The organism is Roseovarius nubinhibens ISM (assembly GCF_000152625.1).
Classification (GTDB): Bacteria; Pseudomonadota; Alphaproteobacteria; order Rhodobacterales; family Rhodobacteraceae; genus Roseovarius; species Roseovarius nubinhibens.
In genome coordinates this window covers 2,230,893-2,249,180 of sequence record NZ_CH724156.1, presented here as the reverse complement: position 1 = coordinate 2,249,180, position 18,288 = coordinate 2,230,893, and the positions used below count along the sequence as shown (strand labels likewise).

Here is an 18,288-nt window from a genome sequence, read left to right as displayed (position 1 = left end):
CCATGAAACATCCCCTAACAGCCATCACCCTCATCGCCGCAGGTGCGGCCACCGGCGCGCTGGCCACAGGCAGCCCCACAGCCACCTCCGTCGAGGCCCTGACCACCGGGTTTGACAGCGCCCAGGTGATCCGCGTCAAGGACGAGATCAAAGAGGTCGAAAAAGCCGCCGAAAAGGCCGCCAAGGACGCCGAAAAGGCCGCTGAGAAAGCTGAAAAGCAGGCCGAGAAAGCCTCAGACAAGGCCGCAGACAAGGCTGAGAAACGCGCCGACAAGGCCGCCGACCGCGCCGAGAAACAGGCAGACAAGTCGCTGGATAAGGCCGAGAAAGAGCTCGACAAGGCCGAGGACCGCGCCGAGAAAGCCGCAGAGAAATCCGCCGACAAGGCGGAAAAACGCGCCGAAAAGCTCGACGACAAGGTCGAGAAAGCCACTGAAAAGGCTGCGAAACACGCCGAAAAACGTGCCGAGCAAGAGGCCAAAGCCGCTGAAAAGGCTGAGAAATCTCTCGATAAAGACCTGAAGAAGGTCGAAAAAGAGCTCGAGAAAGATCTCGAAAAAGCTCTGAAAGAGACCGATGACGCGGCCCGCGAACGCCATATGGCGATGTTCAAGGCCGATATCGAACGTTCGGCCGAAGAGCGCGAGAAACTCGTGCAGGCCCTGATGGATGCCAAGGCGCCGCAGGATCGCAACATGGTCGAGGTGATCGAACGCACGTCGCTGCAACTCATGACCGAGCCGGTGACCATCGAAAACGCCGATGTGGCCGAGATCATCACCTATCGCAACTGCCCGCCGGGCCTGATGAACAAGACACCGGCCTGCGTGCCGCCGGGGCTCGCCAAACAGGGCGTCACCTATGAGGAATGGGTGAGCTATGACAGCGACCGGCTCGAAGATCTGCTCGAAGAGCGCCGCACCGCCTTTGTCGCGGTCGACAGCGATGCCAGTGCCAGCACCGGCGATGTCGCCGTCGCCACCGATGCCGAGATCGACCTGCTGCTAAGCTCGGATCGGATCGCCACGATCTACGATCTCGACCCGGCCCCCGAAGGTCAGAAATACGCGCTGATCGACGGTCTGCCGGTGCTCCTGACCGATGCCGACTATCTGGCGTTGATCGAGGTGAACGAGCTGGCCCATACGGTCGAGCTCAAGGACACGACCTATGTCTCGCCCGCCGCCGCCCTGACCCAGGCCGAACTGGTGCAGACCTACGCGCTGCCGGAACTGGCCGATGGCTATAATTACGCCGTGGTCAATGGCGAGGTGCTGATGGTCGAAGACAGCGCCTATGAGATGCTGCAACTCCTGCGCATCGCCCGCGCCGCGCTGTAATCCACCGCGATCCCACAACATGAAAGGGGCGGCCCGGTGCCGCCCCTTTTGCTGTCCGCCTGATGGCCCGCGCCCTATTCCGCCGCGATCTTGCGCCCGGCGAGGATCTCCTTGAGATAGCGCCCGGTGTGGCTGCGCGGCGCGTCGGCCACATCCTCGGGCGTGCCGGTCGCGACGATCTCGCCACCGCCATCGCCGCCCTCGGGGCCAATATCCAACAGCCAATCGGCGGTCTTGATCACATCGAGATTGTGCTCGATCACCACCACCGTATTGCCCTGCTCGACCAATTCATGCAGCACTTCCAAGAGCTTGCGCACATCCTCGAAATGCAGCCCCGTGGTCGGCTCATCGAGGATATAGAGCGTCCGCCCCGTCGACCGCCGGGCCAGCTCTTTCGACAGCTTGACCCGCTGCGCCTCGCCCCCCGAAAGGGTCGTCGCCTGCTGCCCGACCTTGATATAGCCAAGCCCCACGCGCATCAGCGCATCCATCTTCTCACGGATCGACGGCACCGCCTTAAAGAACTCCTGCGCATCCTCGACCGTCATGTCGAGAACATCGGCAATCGACTTGCCCTTGAACCGGATCTCAAGCGTCTCGCGGTTATAGCGCGCGCCGTTGCAGGTCTCGCAGGTGACATAAACATCGGGCAGGAAATGCATCTCGATCTTGATGACCCCGTCGCCCTGACAGGCCTCACAGCGGCCGCCCTTCACGTTGAAGGAAAACCGCCCCGGCTTGTAGCCGCGCGCCTTGGCCTCGGGCAGCCCGGCAAACCAGTCGCGGATCGGCGTGAAGGCCCCGGTATAGGTGGCCGGGTTCGACCGGGGCGTGCGCCCGATGGGCCGCTGGTCGATGTCGATCACCTTGTCGAGATGTTCGAGCCCCTTGATCGTCTCGCAAGGTGCCGGCGTCTGCCGCGCTCCGTTGAGCCGCATCGACGCGGTCTTGAACAGGGTCTCGATGGTGAGGGTGGATTTGCCGCCCCCCGACACGCCGGTGACACAGACAAACCGGCCAAGCGGGAACTCCGCCGTCACCCCTTGCAGGTTGTTGCCGGTGGCGTTCACCACCTTGATCGCCTTGCCATTGCCGGGACGACGCTCGCCGGGCACGGCAATCTCGCGCTGGCCCGACAGATATTGCCCGGTGACCGAATTTTCATCCGCCGCCACCACCTCGGGCTTGCCATGGCTGACCACCTGGCCGCCATGCACGCCCGCACCGGGACCGATGTCGAAAACGTAATCCGCCTCGCGGATCGCCTCTTCGTCATGTTCCACCACGATCACCGTATTGCCCTGATCGCGCAGGTTCTTGAGCGTGGTGAGAAGCCGCCCGTTGTCGCGCTGATGCAGCCCGATGCTCGGCTCGTCGAGCACATAGAGCACCCCGGTCAGACCCGAGCCGATCTGGCTCGCCAGACGGATGCGCTGGCTCTCGCCGCCCGACAGCGTGCCGGCATTGCGCGACAGCGTCAGATATTCGAGGCCGACGTTGTTGAGAAAGCCGAGCCGCTCGCGGATCTCCTTGAGAATGGCGCGCGCGATCTCGTTCTTCTGGGCGCTGAGGCTCTCGGGCACGGTCTCGCACCACTCGAACGCCTCGCGGATCGACATGTTGACCACCTGCCCCACATGCAGCCCGGCGATCTTGACCGCCAGCGCCTCTTCGCGAAGGCGATAGCCGTCGCAGGTGCCGCAGGGGCGGTTGTTCTGATAGCGTTCGAACTCTTCGCGGACCCAGTTGCTGTCGGTCTCGCGATAGCGCCGCTCCATGTTGGGAATGACCCCCTCAAAGCTGCGGGTGACCTGATAGACCCGGCCGCCCTCGTCATAGCGAAAGGGGATTTCCTCATCGCCCGACCCATAGAGAAACACCTGTTTCACATGGGCGGGCAGGTCTTTCCACTTGGTCTGCGGGTCGAACTCGTAATGTTTGGCGATGGCCTCGATGGTCTGCAGGAAATAGGGCGATTTGCCCTTGCGCCACGGTGCCAGCGCCCCGTCATAGACCTTGAGGTTCTGATCCGGCACCACCAGCCGCTCGTCGAAGAACAGCTCCATGCCAAGCCCGTCACACTCGGGACAGGCGCCAAAGGGCGCGTTAAACGAAAACAGCCGCGGCTCGATCTCGGGAATGGTAAAGCCGCTCACCGGACAGGCGAAATTCTCGCTGAAGGTGATGCGCTCCGGCTCGCCCACCTTGGGCGCGGTCTCGAGCACGGCAATCCCGTCCGCGAGGTCAAGAGCGGTGCGGAAACTGTCGGCGAGCCGCGTCTCCATCCCCTCGCGCACCACGATCCGGTCCACCACCACATCAATGTCATGACGGAATTTCTTGTCGAGCGTCGGCGGCTCATCAAGCTCGTGAAACGCGCCATTGACCTTGACCCGCTGAAACCCCTGCTTGCGCAGTTCGAGAAATTCCTTGCGATACTCGCCCTTGCGGTCGCGCACGATCGGGGCCAGCAAAAAGGCCCGCGTGCCCTCCTCCAGCGACATCACCCGGTCGACCATATCCTGCACCTGTTGCGCCTCGATGGGCTTGCCGGTGGCGGGGCTATAGGGCGTGCCCGCGCGGGCAAAGAGCAGCCGCATATAGTCATAGATCTCGGTCACCGTACCAACGGTCGAGCGCGGGTTTTTCGAGGTGGTCTTTTGCTCGATGGAAATCGCCGGGCTGAGGCCGCTGATGTGATCCACATCGGGCTTTTGCATCATGTCGAGGAATTGCCGCGCATAGGCGCTGAGGCTCTCGACATAGCGGCGCTGCCCCTCGGCATAGATCGTGTCGAAGGCGAGGCTCGATTTCCCCGAGCCCGACAGCCCGGTGATCACCACCAGCTCGTTGCGCGGAATGTTCACATCGATATTCTTGAGGTTATGTTCGCGCGCCCCGCGCACCTCGATATGTGTCTGCTCGGCCATCATCACCCCCGGAATACACCCGCCCTAGATAGAGCCGCGACACGACAACGCCAACCCCCAAGGCTGAACAAACTGTGAACGCCGTGGATTACCGTCACTTTTTGTCAGCAGGACGCATCTCGCTTTGGCACCTCGCCCGCGCGCGCGTCACTTTTGCGCCAGCGCCCAGGCGCAGATCGGGAACTCGGGATCGTTTTCGAGATCATCCGTCTCGGCATCATAGCCGGGCGGCCAGGGCGTCTCGAAATTGCGCAGCGCCGCCTGCCGGTTGCCCCATTGCTCGGCGCGGATCTTGTCGGGGTGAAACCCCACCTCGATGAGCAGGTTGCGCAGCCCCCGCGCGCTCCACCGGCTGCAATCAATCGGCGCCTCGTGAAAGGGGATGAAGAACGGCACGGCGAGCCAGAAATAGCCGCCGGGCCGCAGCATCTCGCGCACATGGCGCGTCGCCGCATAGGGCCGGTCGAGATGCTCCCAGACCTGATTGGCGAGGATGATGTCGAATGTCCGCACCTCGCCTTCCGAACTGAAAAAGGGCTGATCGCAGATGTCATACCGGGGGAACCGAAACCGCTTGTAGCTGCGAAATTCAAACCGCCGCCCGGTCTTGCCCGAGATTTCCGCCGCATCCATGTCGTGCAAAGGCAGCTCTTCGAGCCACTTGCGCGAGGTCCGCTGCATCACGACGCGGTTAATGCTCGGCATCCCTGCCCTCCCTTGTTTTGGCGCATCTTTCCAGATTGCAGGGCCGAGGGAAAGGCTGCACGGATGCTGGTTGTTCCCGGCGCACCGGGAACAACCTTTTGCAATGGATCGCTGATCAACCTGGCGTGTAATCCAAACGGATCACCTGATGGCCAGAGAACGCATCGAGGCTCTCCCCTCGCGCTTTGAAACCATATCGAGCGTAGAACTTGCGCCCGATGTGATTGTCGCGAAACACCTCCAGGGTCACAGCCCCCTTGAGCGATACGGCGTGATCCATCAACGCCCGGCCCAAACCGCGCCCCATGGCATCAGGATGCAGGAACAACCCGCCGACCTCATTGCCCAACAGCGCGACAAAGCCGGCAGGTCTGCCGTCGGCTTCGATCACCCAGATCTCGGCGAGATCAAGCAATGTGTCCCGGATCATCGTTTCGGCCTTTTCCATGATGTCCTGGCCGAGAAAGGGATGCGCCACAGCCGAACTGTCACGCCAAATGTTCAGCACGATCTCACGATCGGCCGCCTTGAAAGGCCTGATCACTGTCAGAGCCTCCTTCGTTTGCCCCTACGGGGCTCTATAAGAATGGATTTCCACAGATCATGCGCCTCCGTCGCGCCCATGGCACGGGAGTTCGCGGTACGTCTTGCAGTCTTCGGCAGTCAGCCTGCCGAAATCAAACGCGGGACATCAACTCTCCATCTCTGTCCCGACCTGCCTAGACCGGCGCCATCAGACAAGACAAGAGAGCTGGTGACACAGCCTGAAACAAGAAGAGCGTGTCCCCGAAAGGTCACGCTCCCCCGATTGGTCCTGTCCGACTATCGCCAGCTCAGAAATGGATCGCCCGGCCATAGGCGTCGAGCACGCTCTCATGCATCATCTCGCTGAGCGTCGGATGCGGGAAGACCGTGTTCATCAGGTCTTCTTCCGTGGTCTCGAGCTGCCGCCCCACCACATAGCCCTGGATGAGCTCGGTCACTTCGGCGCCCACCATATGCGCGCCCAGCAGCTCGCCGGTCTTGGCGTCGAACACGGTTTTGACCATGCCCTCCGGCTCGCCAAGCGCGATGGCCTTGCCATTGCCGATGAACGGGAAGCGCCCGACCTTGATGTCATAGCCCGCTTCCTTGGCCTTGGCCTCGGTGAGGCCGACGCTCGCCACCTGCGGATGGCAATAGGTACAGCCCGCGATGCTCTCGGGGCGGACCGGATGCGGATGTCCCCCGGCAATCAGCTCGGCCACCATGACGCCCTCATGGCTCGCCTTATGGGCCAGCCACGGCGCCCCGGCGATGTCGCCAATCGCATATAGCCCCTCGACCTTGGTGCGGCAATATTCATCGACGACCACATGGGTCCGGTCCACCTCGACGCCGAGCGCCTCGAGCCCCAGCCCCTCGGTATTGCCGACAATCCCCACCGCCGAAATCACCGTATCAAATTCGAGCGTCTCGGTCTTGCCGCCGCGCTCGATATGGGCGGTGACCTTGCCCTTGGCCCGGTCGAGCTTCTTGACGGTGGATTTCTCCATGATCGTCATGCCCTGTTTCTCGAACTGCTTCTTGGCAAAGGCGCTGATCTCGGCATCCTCGACCGGAAGCACCCGATCCATCACCTCGACCACCGTCGTATCGGCACCAAGCGTGTTGTAGAAACTGGCAAACTCAATGCCGATCGCCCCCGACCCGATGACCAAGAGCTTCTTGGGCATCCGAGGCGGCATCAGCGCGTGTTTATAGGTCCAGACCAGATCGCCATCGGCCTCGAGCCCCGGCAATTCCCGCGCCCGCGCCCCGGTGGCGAGCACGATATGCTTCGCCGTGAGCTCTTCGCTGCCCTTCTCGGTCTTGACCGTGACCTTGCCCTTGGCGGGGATCGTCGCCTCGCCCATGATGGCGGTCACCTTGTTCTTCTTGAGAAGATGCGCCACCCCACCGCTGAGCTGCTTGGCCACCCCACGCGAGCGTTTGACCACCGCGTCGATGTCATAATCGATCTTTTCGGCGCTGAGCCCGAACTCCTTGGCCCGGTGCATCAGGTGGAACACTTCCGACGAGCGCAGCAGCGCCTTGGTCGGAATACAGCCCCAGTTGAGGCAGATACCGCCCATATGTTCGCGTTCGACCACGGCCACCTTGAGGCCAAGCTGCGCCCCGCGAATGGCCGCTACATACCCGCCGGGACCGGCCCCAATTACAATCAAGTCAAAGCTTTGCGACGCCATACGGCCCTCCTGCCTGAGATATAGTTTGATATTAAACTATCTTGCGAGACACCGCAACGCGACAGCCCACAGGGGCAGCATAACGCCGCCCCCGGTCCATGGATACCCGTCTTTTAGTTGGCTTTCGCCGCGCCCGCGCCCCTTAGGCCGCGTCGGCGCTTTGCAATTGGCGCACCGTTTCGCCATAGGCCCCGGCCTTGAGATAGGCCTGTTCCGGCAGGGTCGTGGCCCGGTCGAGCGCATCATTGCGATAGGGGAAGCGGCCGAATTTGCGGATCACCTCGCGATGCGCCCGCGCATGCAGAAGGTTGCCCGCCCCGGTCTCGTCGAGCCGCTCACAGATCATCCGGATACAGCGTTCCTGATCGCAGAGATTCTCGGAATGCATCAAGGGCAGGTAAAAGAACTGCCGCGCCGGTTCGTCGATGCGCAGATCCCATTTGCGCCCGATCGCCGCCTTGGCCGCCGCCAGCGCCTCACGGTCGGTGGCAAAGGCCTCGCCCGTGCCGCGGAACATGTTGCGCGGAAACTGATCCATCAGGATCAGATAGGCCAACGTGCCGCTGGGATAGGTGAGCCAGAGCCCATAGGCCCCATCCCGCGCCGCCTCCCATGCGGCACCGAACCGATCCCGGATCTCCTGATCCAGCTCGTCTGAGACCGCGTACCAGCCTTCGGGGCCGACGTCATCCAACCAGAACTTCAGCACGTCTTCGGGCGATGTCATGGATCTGCTCCTTTTTCATCCATGCAACAGATTTGTAAAATTCTGCCCGGATTAAAGGGGGAATAATAGTCAAACTTTCCTACATTTGCGTCAAAACGCTCACGTTTGCGCTCGCGTTACCGCAACCACTTTCCGATAGTGTCGCAGCCCCTTCCCCTTGCCCCATTGGCGCAAAACGCAAACGGGCCCGCCATACGTCTCCGCATGGCAGGCCCGGCCTTGAAAATCACGGAACTCCGCGAAACTTGATCAGTTTTTCTCGCGCGCCGCCTGCACCATGGCTTCGGCCCGCGCCGCGGCCTCTTCTTCCTCTTCCGCCAGCGCTTCGTCGATGGCCCATTCCTGCGCCATTTCGACCGCCATCGGCGAGGCCGAGGGATAGACCACCGCATAGCTGTCGGTCTCATGCGAGCTGGGCAGCGCCCGCTGCGTCATCCGATAGGCGGCGTAAATCGCGATGGCATAGCCGAGCACCGCGATGAACATGAAGAACCCCCAGGCCCCGAAATAGCCCATGATCCAGCCGGTGATCACCGGCCCCGCCACCGCGCCAAGCCCGTTGATGAACACCATCCCACCGGCCGCGGCGGCCATGTCGTCATGTTCGAGAAAGTCATTCGTATAGGCGATGAGCAGCGAATAGAGAGGGTTCGACAGCCCGCCAATCAGCAGCGCCGCGACACAGAGCATCACGAAAATGCTGCCAAGGAACATGCCGATCGTTGCGCCGATCCCGATGATGAGCGCGCCGACAAGGATCACCATGCGCCGGTCCATCCGGTCCGACAGCCAGCCCACCGGATATTGCACCAGCATCGCCGAGACGAAAAAGCACGACACAAAGATCGAGATCTGCGCCACGCTGAGCCCCGCTTCGGCGCCATAGACCGGCGCCATGCCGAACTGGGCCGAGAAGACCCCGCCCAACAGGAACATGCCGACACAGCCCAGCGGCGAGATTTTCATGATCTGCCGCAGGCTGAGCGGTTTTGTGGTGTCAAAGGCGGGCGTCGGGCTCACCGACAGAAGAATCGGCGCAAAGGCGATGGAGACGAGCACCGAGGGGATGATGAAGAGGATGAACCCGCTCGGCTCGCCCAGCACCAACAGACCCTGCGCGCTCACGATGCCGACCATCTGCATGATCATGTAGAGCGACAGCGCCTTGCCCCGGTTCTCATTGTTGGCCGCATTGTTGAGCCAGCTTTCGGCGGTCACATAGACCCCCGAGAAACAAAAGCCGATGATGATCCGCCCGATGCCCCAGGCAATCGGATCGGGCAGCACCGGATACATGACCATCACCGCCGAGATGAGCGAGCCGAGCGCCGCAAAGACCCGCACATGGCCGACACGGCGGATCATTTCAGGCGCCATGCGCGACCCGAAAAGGAAGCCCACGAAATAGCCGGACATGACCAGAGACATCTCCATGGTGGAGAATCCCTCGATGTCGCCGCGAATACCCAGCAACGTGCCCTGCATGCCATTGCCAACCTGCAACAGCATCATTCCCAGCAACAGCGCCCAGGCGCTTCTCAGCACGTCAATCATTCGCTCGCCTTCTCGGTTTTGGTCACTATGAACCTGCCCCAGCCTAACCGCGCCGACGGAAACGACTCAACAGCCCCTTGATACGCCGCCCGTCGCAGCGATTCACTCCGGTATCAAGAGCGAAGCATCCCCATAGGAAAAAAACCGGTATTTTTCGGCGATTGCGTGCTCATAGACCCGCGCCATCCGGTCCTTGCCCATGAGCGCCGAGACGAGCATCATCAGCGTTGATTTCGGCAGGTGAAAGTTGGTCATCAGCGCATCGGTCGCGCGAAAGGTGAAGCCGGGGTAGATGAAAATATCCGTCTCGCCCTGCCACGGCGCGATCTCGCCCGTTTCCCGCGACGCCGTCTCGATGAGCCGCAGCGCGGTGGTGCCGACCGGGATGATCCGCCCGCCCGCGGCCCGGGTGGCGGCGATCTCGGCGGCGGCCTTTTCGCTCACCTCGCCCCATTCGGCATGCATCTTATGGGTGGTCACATCCTCGACCTTGACCGGCAGAAACGTTCCCGCCCCCACATGCAGCGTGACATGGGTCATCTCGACCCCCTGCCCGCGCAGCGCCGCGAGCAGCGCCTCGTCGAAATGCAGCGACGCCGTCGGCGCGGCCACCGCCCCCTTGTTGCGGGCAAAGACCGTCTGGTAATCCTCGTGATCCTGCGCATCCGCAGGCCGTTTCGCGGCAATATAGGGCGGCAGCGGCATCGCCCCCGCCTCGGCCAGCGCCGCGTCGAAATCGTCGCCCTCGAGGTTGAACCGCAACAGCCCCTGCCCCTCGGATTTGGCGACGAGCGTCGCGCTGAGACCGGCGGCGAACGCGACCACCTCGCCCTCGCGCAGCTTCTTGAGCGGCTTGATGAGCGCCCCCCATTGCCCCTGCCCGTCCGGCTCCAACAGCGTCACCTCGATCCGCGCCCCCGCCTCCGAGCCCTCGCGATGCCGCAGCCCGCTGAGCCGCGCCGGGATCACCTTGGTATCGTTGAGCACCAACCGGTCGCCCGGCCGCAGCCATTGCCCGAGATCGCGCACATGCGCATCCCGGATCGCCGCGCCCTCCGCCACCAGAAGCCGCGCCGCCGGTCGCGGCCGCACCGGCCGCGTCGCGATAAGCTCCTCGGGCAGATCGAAATCGAAATCGCTGAGTTTCATGCTCTTGCCTTGTCTTGCATTTGTATCGCCCGAAATCCGCCCGACCCTAGCGGTCGCGGTTCGAGCTGAGATCGGGATTTTTCGCCTTGCGCTCTTCGCGGTCCGCGGCCCGTTCGACCCCGGGCGGCGCGCGGCGGAATATGTTGCGAAACATGCCGGGTGTGAAGATGGTGAGCGGCAAAATCCGCACATTGGGCTGCGCGGCCGACCCCTTGAGCTTGTAGTTGAACCCGATAAGCCCCTCGCCCTTGCGGGTCAGAATGCCGCCGATCCCGTTCACCAGATAGAGCGGCGAGATCACCCCCTGCATGTCCATCTGCGAATTGTTCATATGGTAATAGCCATCCATGGTGATCCCCATGGACGCGCCCACCGCCCGGCTCTTGTAGAGGGTGAGCAGATCGGGGCTGAGGCTGAAATCGGCGGCCACCTCGCCGAAATGGATGCCATTGCCGGACATCTGCTCCACCAGCCCGACCACGCTGAGCGAGCTCAACAGCGCCGCCATCGCCGGCGCATCGGTAAGCCAGACATTCGACGCATCGAGCCGCCCATTATAGGTTCCCGCCTGCGGCGCCGGCCGCAGGATAAGCTCCATCGACCCGCCCCGCGCCTGTTTCAGCAACCCCGCCGAGCCAAGAACCCCGCCCGCATTGTTCGACACGATGCGAAAGGCGCTGCGCCCCTTCTCCGGAATGATCGTCCCGCTCACCTGCGCGCCACCATTGACGCGGCCCGAAAACTGCCCGCTGGTGCCGCCCGAGGTGTTGAGATTGGCGTTGAACGGCGCCAGCGCGATGCCTTCCGAAATCGTCAACCGGTCGAGCCGCAGCGTCACCGGCGCGCCCTTGCGGCTGGCACTGCCCGGCCCGGAGCTGAGCGAGGTCTGCCGCAGATCGACCGTGCCGCCGGTCACCTGCACCTCCGGCGTCGCCCCCGCGCCACGCCCCACCAGCGACACCGGCGCGTTGAGCCAATTGCCAAGCCGCACCTGCGCGAAATCCGCCCGCTGCAACTGGCCATCCGGGCGCAGGCTGATCTTGCCCCGCGCCGACAGCCCCGCCGCCTCGAGCGCGATCACGTCGATCCGCGGCGGCGTGCCAAGCTGGCCCTCGATCCGCAGGCTGCCGCCGGTCCCCGCCGGCTTGACCCAGCTCAGCTGATCGAGCCGCAGCCCAAGCCCCTGCAGGTTTGACGCAATCGAGAAACTGCCGCCCTTATTCTTGTTGAGGCTCAGGCTGAGATCGGCCTGCGACTGGCCGCTGACACTGCCCGCAGGCAGATCAATGCCGAACTCTTCGACGAAATCCTGCGACAGGGTGATCTTGCCGCTGACCTGACTTCTGCCGCCCGCCTCCTCGCCAAAGGCGCTGCGCCATGTGCCATTGACCGCCACCTGACCGAGCCGCGCCTGCCCGCTCACCGCGATCCCATCGGGATCGGCCGCCAGATCGAGCGTCTCGGCCCGCAACTCCCGCCCCTCGACGAGCGTATCGCTATGGACATCATGCAGATGCCCGCGCATCGCATAGACGATATCCTCGGGCGCGAGCTTCTTCTTCAACAGGAAATCGAGCTGCCCCTCGAGCTGCGCCCGCCCTTCGGCCAGATCAACCGACTGCTCGGCCTTCTGCAAAAGATGCAAAGGCTCGGAATCGAGCAGCGACAGCGCCGCCGTGATCGAACTGTCGAGCTTGAGCTTGGCCAGCGCCGGGCCGCGTTCGATGGTCACATCCGGCACGATGAAACTGGTGCCCGCAATGTCGATCTTGCCGCCCTGCGCCGCCGTGACAAACCCGGCATCGGCGGCAATGGCAAAGCGGTCACCATAAAGCGACGCCATGCCCGACGCCTCCTCGATGGGCGGCATCCCCTTCACGAATTGCGTCTGCAACCCGCTATAGGCAAAGTTGAGATGGACCCCCGGCGGCGCATCCGGATGCAGCCGCACCGCCAGCTGAATATCGCTCAGCTCACCGGCGCTCACATTCTCGGCGACCCAGCGGCGGGTGTTTTCCTTGACCGCCTCGGGCCAGAGCTGCAACAGCCGCTCATGGCTGAGCCCGTCCATCTCGCCATCGAGCACCACGTCCCAACCCGCCTCGACCGCGCTCAGCGTGCCGCGCATCACCAGCCGCTGCCCGAGATCGCGCAGCACCAGCTCGCCCAGCGACAGCTCGAACGGATCGAGCTTGAGCCGCATCGTCGCATTCACCCCATCGAGCGCGATCGGCTCGGGGTAATAGCCCGCCGGGTTGACCACGATATCGCGCAGCCGGATCTGCGATTGCAGCTCGGTGGGCCAGCCGCTCTCGGCGCCCACCAAGAGCGCCTGCCCCTCGGCCCGCAACCGCCCCCATTTGCTGTCGAGGCTGAGCTCGGTAAACCGGATGGTCTGGCTCTGCGGCGTATAGGTGAAATAGGCCCGCGCCGAGGAAAACCCCACCGGCTTGACCGCGTCATTGGGTTTGAGAACGCCCTGCCCGATATGCAGGCTCGCATCGAGCGGGCCAAGCCCGCCGACCTTGTCCACCGCCACCCGCAGCGCCCCGGAAATCGGCGCCTCCAGCGCCCCGAGCCACGCCAGCGCGGGCGATTGCCCGGCAATCTCATCGGCGGGCATATCCTCCACCAGAATGGACAGCTGCGCGGCGCTCTCGCCAATGCGGCTGGAAAAGCCGAGCTCGAGATTGGTCGCGTAATCCCGCGCCCCCAAGAGCGAGAAATCGCCGCGCAGCCGCAGCGCATCGCCCTCGCGGCTGAGCCCGATCCGCCCGCCATCGACATTCCACGCCCGCCCCGCCCGCGCATCCTCATAGCGCAGCGTGACATTGTCGGCGCTGACATCCGTCAACTGGCTGAGCGCCGGGGTCTGCAACGCCATGTCGATCGAGGCCACCACCTCGGCAATCGCCACCGCCCGCGCGCCGCCAAGCGCGAGGTCAATCGCCCCGTCCTCGTCGCGGCGCAGCGACAGATGCGCGCCGCCAAGCCGCACCCGCTTGGGACGCAGCTCGCCGCGCAGCAACGGCTCCATCGCCAGCACGCCGCTCACCCGCGACACCGCCGCAATCGGCGCGCCGCTGTCGCGATGGCTGAACCGCACATCATGCAGCCGCAGCCGCGGGGTCCAGCCCTCTTCGACCATCACCACCGCCCGGCCGAGATCGATGCGCACCGGCCCGGCATCGCGGTTGAGCCGCTCGACCACCTTGACGCGCAGCCAATCCGGCACCGTGACCGGCGTGCCCATCAGCGACAGCATCACCCCCGCCGCCGCCAGCATCAGCACCGCGACGCTGATCATCGACCACAGCCCGATCCTGCGGCGACGCCTTTGGCGGGGCGGCCGGTCCTTGGGCTCTGGCGTGGCGGTGTCCTGATCTGTCATCGGTGCTTTCAGTCTTGCCCCATGCGCCCTAATTTGAAAGTCACAATCGGACAAGTGGCCCCGCAACAAGGAGGATCAAACATGCCCGAAAACAGTCTCGTGATCGGCGACATCGCCCCGGATTTTACACTACCCCGCGACGGTGGCGATGAAATTCGGCTGAGCGACCAGCGGCCAAGCCCAGTCGTGCTCTTCTTCTACCCCCGCGACATGACCCCCGGTTGCACCACCGAGGCGACCGAGTTCTCGGCGCTGGCCGACGCCTTTGCCGCCGCCGGGGTGCGGGTCTTCGGCATCTCCAAGGACAGCGTGGCCAGCCATGACCGCTTTGTCGCCAAGAAAGAGCTGCGCCTGCCGCTCCTGTCGGACGAGGCCGGTGACACTTGCGAACGCTACGGCGTCTGGCAGGAAAAAAAGATGTATGGGAAAACTTTCATGGGCATCGTGCGCAGCACATTCCTGCTCGATGGCAATGGCCGGGTGGCCCGCGTCTGGCCCAAGGTCAAGGTCGCCGGTCACGCCCAAGAGGTGCTCGACGCCGCACGGGTTCTCTGAGCCGCGCGACGGCGCAGCCCCGCGCCAACACCGCCAAAGGGCCGCCGCCGCCTGCTTCGCCCGTCACATGCAAAGCAGGCGGCAAACCGTTGCTCATCGGCAATATTTCGCCATTAGGCGGTGTTTGGCCCAGGCTCAGGGGCCCAAGGCTGGCAAATTTCTTGCCCAGAGGCTACCCGAGCGGCTAAGCAATCCCGGCGCAGCCCGTCACCCCGAGAAACAGGCGCGCATGGGAAGGACAAGATAAGGACGAGTTTTTGCGGACACGTTTGGCAATCCGGCTTCACACCCTCCTCGAGAGGTATTTCCCCGAACGCAGGATCTTTCTGCGCTCGGACACCGACACGCGGTTCATCCGGCTGAAACCGGGGTCCCAGCTTCTCGCCTTCTCGGGGGCGTCGCTGGTCATCTCCTGGACGATCATCGCCACCGCGATCCTGCTGATGGACAGCATCGGCTCGGGCAATTTCCGCGAACAGGCGAAACGCGATCAGCGGATCTACGAAGAACGGCTCAACACGCTCTCCTCCGAACGCGACATGCGCGCCAAAGAGGCCCGCGAGGCGCAGGAACGGTTCAACGCCGTGCTGGCCCAGGTCTCGATCATGCAATCCGAATTGTTGACCTCGGAAACCCGCCGCCGCGAGATGGAAAAAGGCATCGACGTGATCCAGGCGACGCTGCGCCGCACCATGAAGGAACGCGACAGCGCCCGCGATCAGGTGGCCCAGCTCACCGAGGCCGCCGATGGCCAGAACCCGACCCAGCTTGCCAGCACGGACGGCGACCAGACGCAGGCGCTCGATTTCGTGGCCGCCGCCCTCGCCGACACCGCCGCCGAGCGTGACCAGGTGATCGCCGACGCCAAGGACGCGCTCCAGATGGCCGAGGATATGGCCTATGAAATGCGCCTGCTGCAGGACCAGAACGACCAGATCTTCAGCCGGCTTGAGGACGCGATGACCATCTCCGTCGAACCGCTCGACAAGATGTTCCGCAAGGCCGGTCTCAACACCGACTCGCTGCTCAACACGGTGCGCAAAGGCTATTCCGGCCAGGGCGGCCCGCTGACGCCCCTGTCGCTCTCCACCAGCGGCGGCGCGCCCTCGCCCGACGCCGACCGCGCCAATGCGATCCTCAATCAGCTCGACCGGCTCAACCTCTACCGCCTCGCCGCCCAGCGCGCGCCCTTCGACGTCCCCGTCAAAGGCTCGTTCCGCTTCACCTCGGGCTTCGGGATGCGCTGGGGCCGGATGCACAACGGCACCGATTTCGCCGCCGCCCATGGCACGCCGATCCACTCTACCGCCGACGGGGTCGTGACCCATGCCGGCTGGCAATCGGGCTATGGACGACTGGTTAAAATCCAACATGATTTCGGCATCGAAACCCGCTATGCCCACAACTCCAAGCTCTTTGTGACCATGGGGCAAAGGGTATCGCGCGGGCAGAAGATTGCTGCTATGGGTAACACTGGACGTTCGACCGGGACCCACCTACACTACGAAGTCCGCGTTGGCGGCAAGCCCATCAACCCCATGATCTACATCAAGGCTGCACGAGATGTTTTCTAAGAGCAAAATCAACGACCCGAGCCCGAAACCTGCCGATTCTTCGGCGCCCAAGACCGACAAGGGCCCCGACATGGCGAAACCCGCCGCACCGCAGGCCGCGCCGAGCGAATTCAAGGCTTCCGCGCCCAAGGCGAAACCGCCCGCATCGGTGCTGTCCTCCGATCTGCACGTCTCGGGCAACCTCAAGACCACCGGCGACATTCAGGTCGAAGGCACCGTGGAAGGCGACATTCGCGCCCATCTGCTGACCATCGGCGAAGGCGCCACCATCAAGGGCGAAGTGATCGCCGATGACGTGGTGATCAACGGCCGTATCGTCGGCCGCGTGCGCGGCCTCAAGGTCCGCCTGACCTCGACCGCACGGGTCGAAGGCGACATCATCCACAAGACCATCGCGATCGAATCGGGCGCCCATTTCGAAGGCTCCGTGCAGCGTCAGGACGACCCGCTCAACGGCAAGCCCAAGTCGGGTCAGGCTCCGGCCGCCGCCGCCGCCCCCGCGACACCCGCCGGTCACTGACCGAGGCTCGCCCCGCGGGGCGCAGCACCCCGCGGCCCGCTTGCCGCGCTCAAGACATCAGGCGCCCTGCCCCCGGCAGCGGCGCCTTTTTCATGGCCTATCATTCGTGACTTACCGCCCCGCCGCGATGGCCAGCCCATCGGTGACGGCGGTGAACACGTCGCGATAGACATGGTCGGCCCCGGGCATCAGCGCCCGCATCACCTGTGGCACCACATTCATCAGGCTCGAGCCGCCGACATAGATCACCCGCTCGATCTCATCCGCGCGCCGCCCGGCCAGCGCCAGTGTTTCCGTCACCCCACGGTGCAGCGCCTGGCCATGCGGCGCGAGGCTCTGCGCCAGCGCCTCGGGTGGCAGCCCGGCATCGAGCCCGCGCTCGAGAATGCCGAGATCGATCCGCGCGTCGCCCGCCCCTGCATTGGCCGCGATCTTGCCGCGCTCCACCGCAAAGGCCAGATCATGGCCCAGCTCATCCTCGAGCACCGCCAAGAGCCGCGCCAGCCGGTCCGGCGCGCAGGCCAGCCGCTGCATGTCCTGCACGGCCCGCCGGTTCGACGGCGTATAGAGAAACGGGATTTTCTCCCATGTCGCCAGATCGTTGAAGATCTGCTGCGGCATCGGCGTGGTCTCGTCGCCCAGCACTTTGCGCAGCTGGCTGCCCCGCCCCAAGAGCGGCATCACATGGTCGATGCTCAGGCTGCGGTCGAAATCCGTGCCGCCGATCCGCACCCCGTGATTGGCCAGAATCTCGACGCCAGTTTCCCCGGTGCGGAACACCGAGAAATCCGAAGTGCCGCCGCCGATATCGACGATAAGCCCGGTCTCGCCCGCCCGCTCCAGCGCGCCGCTGGCAATCGCCGCCGCCTCCGGCTCGGCCATGAACTGCACCTGGGCAAACCCCGCCGCCTCGTAACAGGCACGCAGATCCGCCTCGGCCTGCGCCTCGCGCGGGTCATCCACCCCGTGAAACACCACCGGCCGCCCCGACAGCACCGCGTCGAACCGCAGCCCCGTCTCCCGCTCGGCCCGCGCTTTGATCTCGGCCAGAAAGCCTCCGATGATCTCGACAAATGTCACCTGCCGGTTCAGAAGCTGGCGCTTCTCATGCATGAGCGGCGTGCCAAGCACCCGTTTGAGCGCCCGCATGAACCGCCCCTCATCCCCATTGAGCAACGCCTGATTGGCAGGCTCGCCCAAGAGCGTCTCGCGGCTCTCAAAGTCGAAAAAGAACGTGCTCGGCAAGGTCACCTCCCCCGGCGCCATCTCGATCAACCGCGGCTGGCCCTCGACCAGATAGCCCGCCGCCGAGTTGGACGTGCCGAAATCGACCCCAAGCACCGGCCCCGCCGCGCCCGTCGCCGTCGCCGCACTCTCTGACGTCGCGGCGCTCGCCGTCGTCGCAGCGCCTGCCACCGTCGTCGCGCTCACCGTCACTGCGTCTGCCACCTTCGCTTCGCCTGCCGCCGTCGTTGCGTCTGCCGCCGTCGCTGCGCCTACCACTTTCGCCGCACCCGCCGCCGACGCCGCGCCAATTGCTGTGCCGGACGCCGTCGCTGCGACCGGCGCAGTCGCCGTCACGCCTGTCGATCCTTCTGCCGCCTGCCCCATC

13 protein-coding genes are annotated in these 18,288 nt (G+C 64.2%); 4 read left to right on the top strand and 9 right to left on the bottom strand.

What is annotated here, in order from left to right:
- The first annotated feature begins 2 nt into the window (after positions 1-2).
- Complete coding sequence (locus tag ISM_RS10715; RefSeq protein WP_009814183.1) at positions 3-1,340, top strand: hypothetical protein; 1,338 nt, start codon at positions 3-5, stop codon at positions 1,338-1,340.
- A 74-nt stretch (positions 1,341-1,414) separates the two neighbouring features.
- Here ISM_RS10715 and uvrA read toward each other — a convergent pair whose 3' ends face one another.
- The 8 genes from uvrA to ISM_RS10675 all read right to left on the bottom strand — a co-directional run bounded on the left by uvrA (position 1,415) and on the right by ISM_RS10675 (position 14,027).
- Positions 1,415-4,273, bottom strand: a complete 2,859-nt coding sequence (gene uvrA / locus ISM_RS10710) for an excinuclease ABC subunit UvrA (protein ID WP_040618474.1) — start codon at positions 4,271-4,273, stop codon at positions 1,415-1,417.
- A 147-nt stretch (positions 4,274-4,420) separates the two neighbouring features.
- Entirely contained in the window at positions 4,421-4,978 is a 558-nt protein-coding gene (locus ISM_RS10705) for a class I SAM-dependent methyltransferase (protein WP_009814181.1), read from the bottom strand.
- A 115-nt stretch (positions 4,979-5,093) separates the two neighbouring features.
- Positions 5,094-5,522 carry a GNAT family N-acetyltransferase gene (locus tag ISM_RS10700; protein ID WP_009814180.1) on the bottom strand — a complete coding sequence of 143 codons (429 nt, stop codon included), beginning with the start codon at positions 5,520-5,522 and terminating at the stop codon, positions 5,094-5,096.
- Positions 5,523-5,811: 289 nt separating this feature from the next.
- Positions 5,812-7,206, bottom strand: a complete 1,395-nt coding sequence (gene lpdA, locus ISM_RS10695; protein ID WP_009814179.1) for a dihydrolipoyl dehydrogenase — start codon at positions 7,204-7,206, stop codon at positions 5,812-5,814.
- Positions 7,207-7,348: 142 nt separating this feature from the next.
- Positions 7,349-7,933, bottom strand: a complete 585-nt coding sequence (locus tag ISM_RS10690; protein WP_009814178.1) for a DUF924 family protein — start codon at positions 7,931-7,933, stop codon at positions 7,349-7,351.
- Positions 7,934-8,182: 249 nt separating this feature from the next.
- A complete protein-coding gene (locus ISM_RS10685; protein ID WP_009814177.1) occupies positions 8,183-9,487 on the bottom strand; it encodes an MFS transporter in 1,305 nt (434 codons plus the stop codon).
- A 102-nt stretch (positions 9,488-9,589) separates the two neighbouring features.
- Positions 9,590-10,636 (bottom strand): tRNA preQ1(34) S-adenosylmethionine ribosyltransferase-isomerase QueA, encoded by a 1,047-nt coding sequence (gene queA, locus ISM_RS10680; RefSeq protein WP_009814176.1) that lies wholly within the window; start codon positions 10,634-10,636, stop codon positions 9,590-9,592.
- A 46-nt stretch (positions 10,637-10,682) separates the two neighbouring features.
- The gene (locus ISM_RS10675) at positions 10,683-14,027 is read right to left on the bottom strand and encodes a YhdP family protein (protein ID WP_009814175.1); all 3,345 of its coding nucleotides are present in this window, start codon (positions 14,025-14,027) and stop codon (positions 10,683-10,685) included.
- An 81-nt stretch (positions 14,028-14,108) separates the two neighbouring features.
- On the opposite strand from ISM_RS10675, the gene ISM_RS10670 reads away from it, so the two are divergent.
- The 3 genes from ISM_RS10670 to ISM_RS10660 all read left to right on the top strand — a co-directional run bounded on the left by ISM_RS10670 (position 14,109) and on the right by ISM_RS10660 (position 16,676).
- Positions 14,109-14,582 (top strand): peroxiredoxin, encoded by a 474-nt coding sequence (locus tag ISM_RS10670; RefSeq protein WP_009814174.1) that lies wholly within the window; start codon positions 14,109-14,111, stop codon positions 14,580-14,582.
- 257 nt (positions 14,583-14,839) lie between these two features.
- Entirely contained in the window at positions 14,840-16,156 is a 1,317-nt protein-coding gene (locus ISM_RS10665) for a M23 family metallopeptidase (protein ID WP_040618019.1), read from the top strand.
- Positions 16,146-16,676, top strand: a complete 531-nt coding sequence (locus tag ISM_RS10660) for a bactofilin family protein (protein WP_009814172.1) — start codon at positions 16,146-16,148, stop codon at positions 16,674-16,676. The genes ISM_RS10665 and ISM_RS10660 overlap by 11 nt, the downstream gene beginning before the upstream one ends.
- 111 nt (positions 16,677-16,787) lie before the next feature.
- Here ISM_RS10660 and ISM_RS10655 read toward each other — a convergent pair whose 3' ends face one another.
- Positions 16,788-18,287, bottom strand: a complete 1,500-nt coding sequence (locus tag ISM_RS10655) for an Hsp70 family protein (protein WP_009814171.1) — start codon at positions 18,285-18,287, stop codon at positions 16,788-16,790.
- Position 18,288 lies beyond the last annotated feature (1 nt).